We start from the raw sequence: 13,376 nt of genomic DNA, 5'->3' as shown, positions 1-13,376 counted from the left end.
GTGTACTCACGAAAGGAAGAACATGACAATTGCGGATGTCAACGAATCGGAAGAGGTTCGCATCATCGACCAGGGAGAACCTCCCACTCGATTTGCCCGCGGATGGCACTGCCTCGGCCTCGCCAAGGACTACAGCGACGGGAACCCCCATCCCATCGAAGCTTTCGGTACCAAACTGGTCGTCTTCTCCGACTCGCATGGCGAACTGAAGATCCTCGACGCGTACTGCCGTCACATGGGCGGTGACCTGAGTCAGGGCACGGTAAAGGGCGATTCGATCGCGTGCCCTTTCCACGACTGGAGATGGGGAGGCAACGGTAAATGCACCGCAATTCCCTATGCTCGACGTGTCCCCCCGCTTGCCAAGACCCGCGCTTGGACTGCGCTCGAACAAGACGGCCTGCTCTTCGTCTGGCACGACCCCGAAGGCAATCCGCCTCCTGCCGAAGTCGCCATACCGATCATCAAGTCTGCGCAGCACGACTGGACCGATTGGGTGTGGAAGTCGATAGTCATCGATACGAACTGCCGAGAAATCGTCGACAACGTCGTTGACATGGCGCACTTCTTCTACGTGCACTTCTCGTTCCCCACCTATTTCAAGAACGTCTTCGAAGGACACGTCGCCATCCAAGAGCAGAGCGGCATCAACCGCGACGACATCGTGACCTGGACCGACCCCGACGTACCGAAGTTGGTGTCGAATCTTTCGACAGCGGCCTACCACGGACCGTCGTTCATGATCGACGACTTGCGCTACGTCTACGAGAACTTCACGACCGATTCGGTGCTGATCAACTGCCACTACCCGGTGAGCCCGAACAAATTCGTACTCATGTACGGCATTACCGTCCAGAAGTCCGCAGAGATGCCCGCCGAGTTCGCCGATCAACTTGTCGATGCGATGATCGGATACATCGGTGTCGGGTTCGAGCAGGACATCGAGATCTGGAAGAACAAGACCCGCATCGACAATCCGCTGCTCTGCACCGAGGACGGTCCGGTATACCAACTGAGGCGGTGGTATGAACAGTTCTACGTGGACGTCGCCGACGTCACGCCCGAGATGGTCGACCGTTTCGAATTCGAGATGGACACAAGCAAACCCATCGAAGTGTGGAAGCAGGAAGTCGCTGACAACATCGCACGCAGGGCCGCCGCAGGAGTAGGGCAATGACCATGGAACCGCTGGACTGCGAGCGGTGCGGAACATACGTCCTCGTGGAGAAGAACAGCTGGCATCACACGTCGACCCAGTGGCGATCAGATTCGCGCACGGCATGTTTGGAGTACCGCGACGATGCTGAACCGCCGAGAATTCGATCCGGAAGTTGTTCCGCATTGAGAAATTCCATCAATCAGGCAGCTACCGACGGACGCATAACAGTTCCCGAATGACAATCGTCCTCGCGACCTTAAGGCTCACGTCATAGCGGCGGCCAACTGCTGAGACAACGTACCTTTGTTCTCCACCTCGACGGTGTCGCAGCCCTGCCAACGCGCAGTTCTCCGAAGGAGTTCCGCCAACCGCGGCGCAGTGTCGGCGTCCGCGGTGGGTTCGGCCCACGCCGCGCGGACAAGCAGTCGACGGTTCTGACGGTCGTTCTTCAGATCGACTCGGGCGCAGATCTTGTCGTCGATCAACACCGGGAGCACGTAGTATCCGTGAACTCGCTTATGCGCCGGAGTGTAGATCTCGATCCGGTAGTGAAAGTCGAAGAGCCGCAACGCTCGATCGCGTGCCCACACTACCGGGTCGAAGGGTGACAACAGCGCATCCGCACGGATGGACCTGGGACGCTTCGCTCGCGGATCGATCCACACCTCCCTTGCCTTGCCTCGACGCTCCCAGCCGTCGACGGACACCCGGCGCACGCTGCCGGCGTCTTCGAGTTCCTGCAAGGCCGTTCGTGCTTCTGCGCTGGGCAGACGAAAGTAGTCGGCGATGTCGTCGAGGGTGCCGAGACCGTGTGCCTTCACACCCCGCAGCACCAGTTCGCGTATCGCCTCCGACCGCTCGACGTGTGCGTCGAGTATCTCGGGTGCAAGCATCTGCTCGGCCAGGCCGTAACGACGCTCGAAACCGGCGCGCCCCGCCGAGACCACCTCGCCCCAACGGAACAGCGTCTCGAGCCCGACCTTCACGTCGGACCACCCCCACCACGGACCGCGCCGCGTGTTCGCCTCGTGTTCGATCTCGCTCGCCGCCATCGGACCGTTGTCGCGCAACTCCTGCCGCAACCAATCGAGGAAGACACTCCGATCGGAAGCCCACCCGTCCTTGTCACTCAACGCTTTGGCGCGAAACTGGTCCATCCGCCAACGGAACAACGGCCACATGTCCACCGGCAAGAACGTTGCTTCGTGGCCCCAGTATTCGAGGTATCCCGAACCGGGGGCGAAGGCAAGCTGATCGAGTCTGGATTTGTCGTATGCGCCCAATCGCGCATAAACGGGTAGGTAGTGACTGCGTTCGAAGACATTGACCGAGTCGATCTGCAGCACCTGCAGCCGGTCCATCACGCCGACCAGATTGCGACGCGTCACCGTCGTGGGATGCGATTTGCCGAATCCCTGAGCGGCAAGCGCTATGCGACGGGCAGCTGCCAGTGACACGACTTCGCTCATAGTGGGCCAGACTACGCACACTCACCGACACGCTTCAGGCGGCCGAAGCCCGACGGCCGAACAGTACTGCCGACATGAACACCTGCAACATGGCCGCGTTCTCTGCGGCAGCGTCGAACTTCATCATACGGCCGACATCCGGGACCAGGTTGAGCGCAGCATGAACTACGAACTTCGCCTCTACTGCCGACAGCTCAGGACGAATCTCGCCGAGCACTCGCGCCCATTCGACCACGTAAAGCTTCTGGCGATTCTTCAGATCGCTTCGATGACTCGGCAGAAGGTTGTTCATCTCGGAGAAGTAGACCGACATCAATTCGTGCTGTGCAAACGACAACTCCACGTACATCGCCGACAGTGACCGGAGCACTTGTTCGTGCGAAGTCGCGGAGTCGAAGACCGCTGCCGTCGCCAAGTCCAAGCGATCTGCAGCTCGATAGAACACGGCGCCGAGAAGCTCTGCCTTGCTGGGAAAGTAGCGGTACATACCGGATGCGTTCAAGCCGGCGGCCGCGGCGATCTCTTCGATGCTGACGTCGTGATACCCGCGAGAGTCGAAGAGGCGCACGGCTTCCTGCAAGAGACGTTCACGTTTGTTCGTGGTCACGGTTCGTGGTAACGAGGACTGCTCCAAGCGGCTAGCGGTGATTGCACCCTCACCTTGATCTATCGCCAGACACGCGTCGAGCAGAACCTTCTCCATCGATCGCTGGGGCAGCAACAGGTTATGGACGGTGATGCTGCCGATGACGCTGAACATCGCTGCCACGACAAGGGTCTCGTCCCTCGCCGTCATCGCGGGTTCGGAACGCGAAAGATACCGGGCTACTCGGCGATTGACCGCACTGGCTTGCGCTCGAACGGATTTCCGATCATCGGCGTCGAGAAACCGGCTCTCCCAACGATAGATTCCGGCCGTACGCCGATTGCGGATCGTCGTTCGTATCACTGCAATCAGATCTTCGCGCAACCGCTGCGCATCGGTTGCCGCAGGCGCAACCGAAACGGCATCGAGGGCACTGGCGAGCGCTCCGGTCAACTCCAGTGCCGCGTGGCGGAACATCGCGTACTTGTTCGGAAAGTGCCGATAGAGCGCCGAACCCGAAATACCGACCGCCGACGCGATGTCGTCGACACTGACAGCAGGATATCCGCGCTCACTGAACGCGATTGCCGCTGCTGCCGCGATCTGCGCCTTGCGGTCCTTCGGTCGCCTCTTGACGGAGTCGGACCTCGGCTGCCGAACAATCCCATTCGACGTCTGCGCGTCGACGAACTGATCGTTCAGGCTCACCGTGTACCCCACTCTCCAGCCCTCACGCACGAAGCACTTCGATCCGCCTGCTCATCAGACGAGAATCAGCATAAGCATGATTCTGAAAACTCGTACACCGATTTCAGCACATCGCGCGTCTAGAGTTTCAGACATGCAGGTAACGCTGCCTTTGATCAGAACACACCACTCGCCCTTCGCCACCTCCCCCGTTGCTTCCACCGAGAATCTTCGTTAACAAAACGTTGCCTGTGGCCACCAGCAGTGGGTAGGGTCACCGCTCGAAGCATCCAGCCCGCATCCACGAAGCAATCCGACTGACAGATTCGGAATATTCGTAAACATACACAGGATGTCGATATGAACAGTTCCGATATCTCCACGTCAATGAAGGAAACTCGGTCAACAGGGCTGACAGTTCGACGAGAATTTCGGTTCACATAATGCTTGCTTGGACACATATATGTGTGAGATGCTTCACAGGCAGTTCGCTCGACCGCCAGCGCTCGAACAGTTCGAACTCCGTGCCGAACACTGTTGATCTGCAAAGGAATTCAATTAGATGACGTACGAGCTGCCAGCCGCGAAGGGCCCGGTGCGAGACGTAGCGTTACAGGGGGGCTATCTGATCGGATTCTCGGTTCAGGCACTCTTCGGCCTGTTCACGGCAATCCTGCGCAGACGACTCTCATTGCACGAGACGGTTACTCAGACCCTGTTCATCGGTCGCGTCAGCACCGGCCCGTCGCTGCTTCTCATGATTCCGATCGGTGTATTCATCGCCGTCTCGGTCGGTGAACTGGCCGGCCGGATCGGAGCCGGTGGATATTCCGGAGCTGTCGTAGCTTTCATCATCGTCGGTCAGGCCGCGGCGCTGGTGTGCGCGTTGATGATGGCCGGTGTCGCAGGATCGGCGATCTGCACGGATTTGGGTTCACGAAAGATCCGGGAAGAGATCGACGCGATGGAAGTGATGGGCATCGACGTGATCGAGCGCCTCGTCGCACCGAGATTGGTTGCGGCAGTGATCGTCTCCCTTGCACTGTGTTCGATGGTCACCTTCGGCGGTGTGATCGCGTGCTACCTGTACCACATCTACGTCCAGCATCTTCCGGCCGGAACGTTCATGGCAACGTTCAGTCAGTACGGGCGATCTTCCGACTTCGTCATGGCTTTGGTGAAGGCTGCGGTCTTCGGCATCGCTTCGACTTTGGTCGCCACCTTCAAAGGTCTACATGCAAAAGGTGGCCCACGCGGCGTTGCCGACGCAGTCAACGAAGCCGTGGTCATCGCGTTCGCGCTCGTCTTCATCGTGAACACAGTGTTGTCCGCGCTCTACACCGTAATCGTCCCGGCAGTCGGTGAATTCTGATGTCGCTCGTCGATCTCCGTGTTCGAGCACGTCAAGCGAGCAGACCCCTGCGAACCGCGGGCGACGGCCTCGTCTCCCTCGGTCAGCACGTCACTTTCTACGTCCGCACTATCGCATCGATCCCCTTTGCGCTCACCAAGTACCGCAAGCATGCACTCGGTCAGATCAGCGAGGTCAGCTTCGGCACGAATTCCTTGTTGTCCGGCGGCGGCACCATCGGGATCGTCTTCGCGATGTCGCTGGCCGCGGCGATGATGTTGGGCGTCGAGACCCACCGGGGCCTCGAGCTTGTCGGGATGACCTCGCTCTCCGGCATGCTGTCCGCGGTTGCCAACACCCGTGAACTGGCCCCTGTTGTCGTCGCGATCGCGTTGGCCGCCAAGGTCGGAACGGGTTTCACCGCCCAGATCGGGGCCATGCGTATCTCCGACGAAATCGACGCGCTGGACTCGATGGCGATCCGATCGATCCCCTTCCTCGCGGGTACCCGGGTGATCGCTGCCATGATCTGTGTCATCCCGATCTACATGATCGGACTCCTGGCCAGTTACCTCTCGACCCGACTGGTCGTCGTGTTCTTCAACGGCGCATCGGCAGGTACTTACGACTACTTCTTCCATCTGGCGATCTCTCCGCAGGATCTCCTGTACTCGGGTCTCAAGGCCGTGGTGTTCGCCGCTGTTGTCGCGCTGGTTCACTGCGCGTACGGCTACTATGCCTCCGGTGGTCCGGCCGGCGTCGGGCAAGCGGCCGGGCGCGCGCTCCGGACTGCGATCCTCGCGATCGGAATCCTCGACGTACTGATGACTTTCGCGCTGTGGGGCCTCGTGCCCCAGATCCCGGGAATGGGGGTCTGAGCCGTGGACAGACTCACTACACGCACGAAGATCGTGTACGCCCTTCGCGGCGCGATCGCCATAGTCGTAGCCGTCGCCGCCGCCGTGACAATGGTTCTACGCGGTTCGGGAAATCTCGAGCAGAGCACCGACATCTTCGTCGCTGTTCCAGCCACAGCCGGTCTCATCAGCGGTGAAGCTCCGGTTCGGTACCACGGCGTCAACGTCGGCCGAATCGGCGAAATCGAATCAGGAACCGCCGAATCCGTTGTGCAGTTGCAGATTCAGACCGATGACGCGTCGAAGATTCCCGCTGACGTGGTGGCTCGCGTTGTTCCACGCACGTTCTTCGGCGACATCTACATGCAGCTCGTGGACAGTCCGAATGAGCAGGGCCAGACGACTCTGGCGGACGGAGACGAGATCCACATGGACGACGGTCCCGAAGCCGTTGCGCTCTACGACGTGTACACCAAGTTGGTGGGCGTCCTCACTGCGATGCAGCCCGAGAAGTTGCAGACAGCCCTGACTGCGCTGGGCCAGGCGCTCGACGGAAACGGAGCCGAGATCGGTACCACGATAGACAATCTCAGTGCCGCGTCCGGCGTACTGACACCCGCCGCACACCAATTCCTCGAATCGACACCCGAATTCAAGTCGGTCGTCGACGCGTTGGACCGTGCGACCCCCGACATTCTCGATACCTTGGCAGCCGCCACAACCGTCTCGAACGACATGGTCGCCAACAGAGCGAATCTCGAGTCCTCGATCGGCGCGGCCGCAGTCTTCGCCGCTACCGTCGACGATTTTGTCGGGGCGAACAACCGAAACATCATCACTGTGATCGATTCCGCCGGAAAGATACTCGCAACCACCGCGGCCAATCCCGGAGGACTGCGTTCCACCCTCGCCAATGCCAGTACGTTCGGCGCCGCGGGCGCTCGAGTCTTCGCCACCGGAAAGTTCGACATCACAGCAGTTGCCACGTTCGCCGAACCGCTCCCATACACGGGTGATGATTGCCCGCAGTACGGTGACTCGCGCGGAGCACAGTGTTCGGGCTCCAACCTGACGCCTGAACAACCCGTCAGTGCCCCGGTCGTGGGCGGCGTAGCCGAAGCGGCCCCCCTGCGGTACCTCGAAGATCAACTACTGGGCGGATCGCCGGAACCCTCGGATACCCCCAACCCGGCAACAACACTGATGTTGGGGCCGATGGTCAGAGGTAACGAGGTGACCGTCCCGTGAAGGTCCGTCCTGGCCAGGTAATTCGGTTGTCACTCTTCTGTCTCACCGGCGTCGCCTGCGCGTCGTTCGTGGCGAACACGTTGTCGGTCCCGGTTCGCGGAAGCACCGATTCGTACTCGTTCGAGTTCACCGACGTCGAAGGACTCAACCCGGGCAACCCGGTCACCATGTCGGGTGTGCGTATCGGCCGCGTGGACTCGGTTGCGTTCGCCGACAACGGAGGCGGGACGAGCAAGGCGATCGTCGACGTCGAAATCGAGTCGCGATATTCCCTCGAGTCGGATGTCCGTGCCGCCGTGCGCTACGGCGACATGCTCGGTGCTCGATATCTGGCACTGACGCAAGACGACAGCGCAACAACGGTATCCGCACGACAGCTCGAACCAGGTGACACGATACCGCTGGCGCAGACAACACCGCCGATCAACTTGACGGCCCTGATGAACGGGTTCAAACCGTTGTTCGCCGCGCTGCAGCCCGAGCAGGTCAACACGCTCACGCGAAGTTTTGTCGAAACCTTCAACGGCCAGGGCCAGGCAATGACCACCCTGCTCGACCAGATCGCGACCATGAGTTCCGGCCTGGTCGACCGTCAGGACGTCTTCGCGCAACTACTCACGAACATGAACACTCTTCTCACCTCCGTCGACGAGCGTCAACCCGAATTGGTCGGTCTGTTGGACGGTTTGAACGATCTGAGTACTTCCGTCGTCGGGCAGAACGATCAACTGGTCTCGCTCTTGGATCAGGGAAACCGCACTGTCTCGTCGTTGGCTCAGATCATGGCCGGGTCGAACGGCGCATTCGGTCAGACCGTGCAACAACTCGAAAGTGTCACCGGGAGTTGGATTGCGAGCACCGACGAGTTCAACAGACTTCTCGTCAACCTTCCCCAGTTCGCCGACGCCGCCAACCGGATCGGAAGTTACGGAAGTTTCATCAGCCTGTATCTGTGCAATTTCACTCTGAAGGCAGGCGACATGGAAGCCAACATCTTCGGTCCGACACACTCGCCGGTGTGCTCATGATGTTCCTGGTCAAGCTGATCGACGTGTTCGTCGGCATCATGCTCTTCCTGTTCAAAGGGGATCGCCGTCGCAGCGGTAGCGGCACCGCTCTCGCCCTGGGCAGTCTCGGAATCTTCGTTCTGGTGGTGGGACTCGGCGCCGCCTTGGGCATTCCGAAGCTCTGGTACAACGTACGCACGTCGGCATACACAGTCGAGTTAGCCAATGCCAGCGGGCTTTCCGACACCGATCCGGTTTACGTGGCCGGGGTTCCCGCGGGCCGAGTGGATTCGATCGACCTTGCCGGCGACCACGTCGTCGTCAACTTCCGCTTGGACAAGGACCAGCCTTTGGGAAACCAGAGCACGGCGACGGTCAGGCTCAAGACGGTCCTCGGCAAGCGCTACCTGGAGATCGTGCCGGCCGGAGTGGTCGACGACTCCGAGGCGCGGGTCATCCCGCTCTCCCGCACAACCGTGCCGTACAGCCTCGACGACGTCAGCAGTGATGCCACCACTGCGGCAACAGGCGTCGACCTACAGGCGATGGAGTCCATGATGAACACCCTTTCGCAGGTGATTCCCACTGATTCCGATCAGGTGGGCCGGGCTCTGGCCGGAATCAGCGGCGCCTCGGCGGCTTTCGCGCAGAACAGTGAACAGATCGACCAGATTCTCATCATGTCTCGTGAGCTGTCGGACATGGCTGCGGCACAAACCGATTCGATCCTCGGTACTGCGGCCAATGCTCAGACGATCGTTCGAACTCTTGCGATGCGCAAGGACGCACTGACTCAGCTGGTCGACAACCTGACAATCATCATCTCGAAGCTCTCCACCACTTTCGTCGATCGTCAGGACGAGTTCGGAGCCATGACCGACAACCTCGTCGCGGTCACCACCACGCTGAAGAACAACGCAGATCAGATCGACCTGCTGTTGACTCGTCTTCCTTCCGCGCTGCGTTCGGTCACCGATTCAACCGGCACCGGCAATTGGACCGACGTCAACGCGCCGGCGGCCGTGATCCCGGACAATCTGCTCTGCGCGCTCGGCATCATGGAGGGCTGCAAGTGAATACACGAAAAGCCGTCACGGCCATGCTGGTAGTGACCTTGGCGATCGCCCTGCCCGGTTGGTACATATTCGGACGAACAGATCAGTCCAAGACCGTCTACGCCGATTTCAGCTACGTCGGCGGAATCTACGAGGGAAGCAAGGTCACCGTCCTCGGAGTCGGCGTCGGGACGGTCACGTCGGTGGAACCTCGCGGAACTTCTGTTCGAGTAGCGATGTCGATGCCCGACTCCGTGGACCTGCCCGCCGACGCCTCGGCCTATGTCCTCAATCCATCGGTGATCAGCGATCGACACATCGAACTCGGCCCGGCGTACACCGGCGGAGAGACACTGAAAGACGGCGACCAGATTCCGATCGAACGTGCCCACTCCCCCATAGATTTCGACGGCTTGATGGGAAGCGTCAGCACTTTGGCCGACGCATTTGCCGGGGATGGGGGCAATCTCGGCGATCTCGTGAGCCGCGGCGCCGCCGGCTGGCAGGGCCAGGGCGATCAATTCAACACCGCAATTCGCAACCTCAGCACGGCAACCGGAGTTGTCGGCGCTCGGTCGGAAGACATCGGTGCCCTTGTCGACAATCTCAACACTTTGATGAATGCTCTGGACGCACGGCAGGTCAGCCTCGACGAACTTGTCGGCGACCTCGGCGTCCTGGGTGATCAATGGGCGAGCCAGAACATGGACATCTCACAGCCTCTGCAGGATCTGCAGGTGGTCTTCGACCAGTTGAACAGTTTCATGACAACTCACGGCGATGATGTCGGTGCCATAGCCGACAACGTGCGAGTTCTCGGTGACACTCTGGCTGCCAAAGAACCCGGCCTCGCCGAGTTCATGGACCTGGTGCCGTTGATGATGCAGAACCTCTCCCAGACAATCGGTCCTGATCAGCGCGGGCGCATTCGGCTCAACGTCTCGACTGCATTGACTCAGTTCGCGGTGGCGAAACCGCTGTGCGACACCTACAAGTTGCCGATCTGCACCGGAGCCGGGTTCACGAATCCGATTTCCTTCCCCCTCAGCACTTCTGATCCGCTCGGCATCGCCTCCGCGATTTCCGGCGGAGCCGTCCCCGGAGGTGGCAATTGACGCGGCAATCGATTCGAATAATCGCCGGTATCGTGATCATCGGTGTGGGTTCTGCGGCCGTGCTCGCCTTCGGCGGCTGTAGCGCAGGCATTCAAGACCTACCCCTGGGTCGTTCGGCCGACGGTGACGCGTACAACGTGGCGCTGCAGCTGGCCGGCGCCGACGGCCTGGTGTTGGGAGCAGACGTCCGCAGCGGCCAGAAAGTCATCGGTCGAGTATCCGCGCTATCAGCCGATGTCGTCGGAGCCGATGTGACTCTGAGTCTGGACGCCGCGACGCCATTGCCCGACAACGTCGAAGCTTCCGTCGAACTCCCGTCCGCACTTGGCAATCCGTTCATCAGACTCTTGGTGCCGGAAGTTCCGTCCGGCTCCACGCTCAGCGACGGAGACACAATTCCGGAGTCTCGCACCGAGATCGGTCCGCAGGTCGAAAGTGCGCTTGCCACCCTCGGCACGGTTCTGACCGGAAGCGGCATCGACCAACTCGATACCGTGGTGCGCGAGCTGAACACCGCGATTTCCGGGCGCTCCGGTGAAGTTCGTTCTCTGACCGAGACCCTCACCTCGCTCATGGCAGAGGCAAGCAGTCACCGCAGCGAGTTCGACGAGGCCGTCGACCTCGCTGCCCGGGTCTCCTCCCAACTGGCCGGCCAACGCGTAGTTGTCGACAACTACCTCGATTCCGTTCCACAGGTGGTGTCGATTCTCGTGGGACAGAAGGATCAGATTGCGAGCCTGTTGAACTCGACCGTTCAGCTCGCCACCAACGCAAACACCATTCTCGACTCGTCTCCCAACGGCCTCGACGCGATGCTGCACGATGCGTCGACCGTTGTCGGGACTCTGGATTCGTTCAACTCGGAGATCGGCCAGACGCTGACGAACATGAACGGGTTGCTCGAAAACTTCACCGGTGCAGTGCAGGGTGACTACCTCGTTTTCGACGGCGCCCTGGATATTCCGGGAACGATCGACAAGCTCTGGAGCGGCGGTATGGCCGGTCAATCGATCGCACCAGCGGGAACTCTCACCGATCTACTTCAGGGAGGTCCGCGTTGAGTCGCCTTGCGCTTGTTCAACTTGTCCTGTTCGCTCTGATCGCTGCTGTGGTCATCCCTTTCGGGATCGTCTACGTGGTCGGCCCTCAGGGTTTCGGGGGTCAAATCCGGCTGCACGCCAACATGTCCGACGCCTTCGGACTGACCAAGGGCACGGTCGTCACGTATCGCGGCGTACAGGTGGGGAAAGTGAGTGAAGTCGAACTCGACGCAGGCACCCGCACGGCTCGGGTGGAACTCTCACTCAACGACAACACCGAGATACCTACCGACAGCGTCGCCAAGGTGACGATGGGGACCGCAGCCGGAATTCAGAATGTCGACATCTACCCCAACACAGACCACGGCCCGTATCTTAGGGACGGCGACGAGATCGCCATGCCCGCGGATCAGCAACCGGTCCAGATGAGCCAGTTGATGCTTCAGGCGTCCGGTGTCCTGGAAGGGATTGATCCACAAGCGATCAGCGACATCGGGACCGAGCTGGGGAATTCGTTCAACGGGCTCGGCCCGAGCTTGGCGACGATGATCGACAACGGTGGGACCATGTCGGCGCAGTTGAACGACCAGTCGGCCGAACTCGCTGCGCTGCTGTCGCGAACCTCCACGTTGGTGGACTCCATGGCGACACAATCGGATTCGTTCGTCCGGGGAATGGCAGCTGCCAAGAACTTCACCGAACAACTCGAATCCAACGCGCCGGTGCTGATCTACCTCACCGATCATTCGCCCGCCGCCCTGAACAGCGCTCAACAGTTGTTCGACAAGTACCACAACACTTTCGGAGCGGTCCTGGCCAACCTCGCCACTGTCGCACCGATCATCTCCGACCGCACAGACGCCCTGGAAACCGGACTTGTCACGATTCCTGAAGGTCTCGCCAAACTGGCATCCATCGTCAAAGGCGATCGAGCCGACTTTGCCTTGGTTGCGACCCAGGGGCCGGTCTGCAACTACGACACCCCTCGGCGTGAGGTCGGCGATCTGTCTCCCACCAGTCCGAGTCTGGCGATGTACTGTCCCCCCGCCGACGACCTCGTCCAACGCGGAGCGCAGAATGCTCCGCGTCCGAACGACCTCGGTTTGCAGAACTCGACGGTCCCCGGTACGCCGATCGGGCCGCCCGTCGTCGCAGATCCGATTCTCGTCCCGACCGGAGTCGACGCCCTGAACTACTGGAGATTGATGTTGGAAGGACTGGGAAATGGCACACGGTGACAACGCACTACTCGACGAGGCAGAAGCCGAGGTGGCCGAACATCCGACTTCTCCGTCGCTACTTCGCCGCCTGAAGGAGCCACGCAACGCACTGATCTCACTAATAGCGGCGGCGCTGGTCGCCGCGTTGGTGGTGCTCGGATTCCAGATGTACTCGGCGAATCAGGAAGACACGCTGCGGCAGGAGGCTTTGGACACCGCGCGGGATTACTCGACCATCATGTCCTCCTTCGACTATCAGAACCTCGATGCCAACAAAGACAGCATTGCCTCGATGTCGACCGACGAGTTTGCCGGCACCTACCGAACAATGGTCGATTCACTTCGCGAAGTCGTTGCCGGGGGCCAAGGCCAGGCGAGCGCGACGGCGACAGACGTCGGTATCGAATCGCTGGACAATTCGTCGGCCAAGATGCTCGTGTTCGTCGACCAACAAGCCAAGAATGTCGCAGCGCCAGAGGGAAACACACAGAAGTACCGCATGGTCGTGTCCCTGGTCCGCTCGGGCGACCGGTGGCTCGTGAGCAACGTCGAGACCAAGTAACTCACCACACGCGGAGGAAG

Annotated in this window: 12 protein-coding genes; 10 read left to right on the top strand and 2 right to left on the bottom strand. The window is 60.4% G+C overall.

Annotation, left to right across the window (positions count from 1 at the left end; genetic code table 11):
• Positions 1 to 22 precede the first annotated feature (22 nt).
• Positions 23 to 1,177, top strand: coding sequence for a Rieske 2Fe-2S domain-containing protein (locus tag BH682_RS04415; RefSeq protein WP_075832216.1), 1,155 nt, complete (start codon positions 23 to 25; stop codon positions 1,175 to 1,177).
• 245 nt (positions 1,178 to 1,422) lie between these two features.
• Here the strand turns inward: BH682_RS04415 and BH682_RS04405 are convergent, their stop codons facing one another.
• Together BH682_RS04405 and BH682_RS04400 are read right to left on the bottom strand one after the other, a co-directional pair.
• Positions 1,423 to 2,628 carry a winged helix-turn-helix domain-containing protein gene (locus BH682_RS04405; protein ID WP_050655742.1) on the bottom strand — a complete coding sequence of 402 codons (1,206 nt, stop codon included), beginning with the start codon at positions 2,626 to 2,628 and terminating at the stop codon, positions 1,423 to 1,425.
• 34 nt (positions 2,629 to 2,662) lie between these two features.
• The gene (locus tag BH682_RS04400; protein ID WP_223304659.1) at positions 2,663 to 3,922 is read right to left on the bottom strand and encodes a TetR/AcrR family transcriptional regulator; all 1,260 of its coding nucleotides are present in this window, start codon (positions 3,920 to 3,922) and stop codon (positions 2,663 to 2,665) included.
• A gap of 541 nt (positions 3,923 to 4,463) precedes the next feature.
• Here BH682_RS04400 and BH682_RS04395 point away from each other — a divergent pair.
• Genes BH682_RS04395 through BH682_RS04355 form a run of 9 tightly spaced genes read left to right on the top strand, consistent with a single transcriptional unit; the run spans position 4,464 to position 13,356 of the window.
• Positions 4,464 to 5,273, top strand: a complete 810-nt coding sequence (locus BH682_RS04395; protein WP_003945485.1) for an MlaE family ABC transporter permease — start codon at positions 4,464 to 4,466, stop codon at positions 5,271 to 5,273.
• Positions 5,273 to 6,130 (top strand): ABC transporter permease, encoded by an 858-nt coding sequence (locus BH682_RS04390; protein WP_075832212.1) that lies wholly within the window; start codon positions 5,273 to 5,275, stop codon positions 6,128 to 6,130. The genes BH682_RS04395 and BH682_RS04390 overlap by 1 nt, the downstream gene beginning before the upstream one ends.
• Positions 6,131 to 6,133: 3 nt before the next feature.
• On the top strand, positions 6,134 to 7,357 hold the full coding sequence (locus tag BH682_RS04385) for an MCE family protein (protein WP_007734237.1): 1,224 nt from the start codon (positions 6,134 to 6,136) through the stop codon (positions 7,355 to 7,357).
• Positions 7,354 to 8,385, top strand: coding sequence for an MCE family protein (locus BH682_RS04380; protein ID WP_042449469.1), 1,032 nt, complete (start codon positions 7,354 to 7,356; stop codon positions 8,383 to 8,385). Before BH682_RS04385 ends, BH682_RS04380 begins: the two co-directional genes overlap by 4 nt.
• The gene (locus BH682_RS04375) at positions 8,385 to 9,440 is read left to right on the top strand and encodes an MCE family protein (protein WP_075835148.1); all 1,056 of its coding nucleotides are present in this window, start codon (positions 8,385 to 8,387) and stop codon (positions 9,438 to 9,440) included. Before BH682_RS04380 ends, BH682_RS04375 begins: the two co-directional genes overlap by 1 nt.
• Entirely contained in the window at positions 9,437 to 10,534 is a 1,098-nt protein-coding gene (locus BH682_RS04370; RefSeq protein WP_003945762.1) for an MCE family protein, read from the top strand. The genes BH682_RS04375 and BH682_RS04370 overlap by 4 nt, the downstream gene beginning before the upstream one ends.
• On the top strand, positions 10,531 to 11,595 hold the full coding sequence (locus tag BH682_RS04365; RefSeq protein WP_075832210.1) for an MCE family protein: 1,065 nt from the start codon (positions 10,531 to 10,533) through the stop codon (positions 11,593 to 11,595). The genes BH682_RS04370 and BH682_RS04365 overlap by 4 nt, the downstream gene beginning before the upstream one ends.
• A complete protein-coding gene (locus BH682_RS04360) occupies positions 11,592 to 12,812 on the top strand; it encodes an MlaD family protein (RefSeq protein ID WP_075832208.1) in 1,221 nt (406 codons plus the stop codon). The genes BH682_RS04365 and BH682_RS04360 overlap by 4 nt, the downstream gene beginning before the upstream one ends.
• Positions 12,799 to 13,356 (top strand): mce associated protein mas1a, encoded by a 558-nt coding sequence (locus tag BH682_RS04355; protein ID WP_075832206.1) that lies wholly within the window; start codon positions 12,799 to 12,801, stop codon positions 13,354 to 13,356. The genes BH682_RS04360 and BH682_RS04355 overlap by 14 nt, the downstream gene beginning before the upstream one ends.
• Positions 13,357 to 13,376 lie beyond the last annotated feature (20 nt).

This window comes from Rhodococcus sp. YL-1 (assembly GCF_001942025.1).
Lineage (GTDB): Bacteria > Actinomycetota > Actinomycetes > Mycobacteriales > Mycobacteriaceae > Rhodococcus_F > Rhodococcus_F qingshengii.
The sequence above is the reverse complement of the archived record's forward strand: the minus strand, read 5'-3'. Positions and strand labels throughout refer to the sequence as shown.

Bases quoted from the DNA above. Each gene is read 5' to 3' on its own strand.
- BH682_RS04355 (WP_075832206.1), top strand. From the start codon at position 12,799: ATGGCACACGGTGACAACGCACTACTCGACGAGGCAGAAGCCGAGGTG.
- BH682_RS04390 (WP_075832212.1), top strand. From the start codon at position 5,273: ATGTCGCTCGTCGATCTCCGTGTTCGAGCACGTCAAGCGAGCAGACCC.
- BH682_RS04415 (WP_075832216.1), top strand. From the start codon at position 23: ATGACAATTGCGGATGTCAACGAATCGGAAGAGGTTCGCATCATCGAC.
- BH682_RS04375 (WP_075835148.1), top strand. From the start codon at position 8,385: ATGTTCCTGGTCAAGCTGATCGACGTGTTCGTCGGCATCATGCTCTTC.
- BH682_RS04395 (WP_003945485.1), top strand. From the start codon at position 4,464: ATGACGTACGAGCTGCCAGCCGCGAAGGGCCCGGTGCGAGACGTAGCG.
- BH682_RS04405 (WP_050655742.1), bottom strand. From the start codon at position 2,628: ATGAGCGAAGTCGTGTCACTGGCAGCTGCCCGTCGCATAGCGCTTGCC.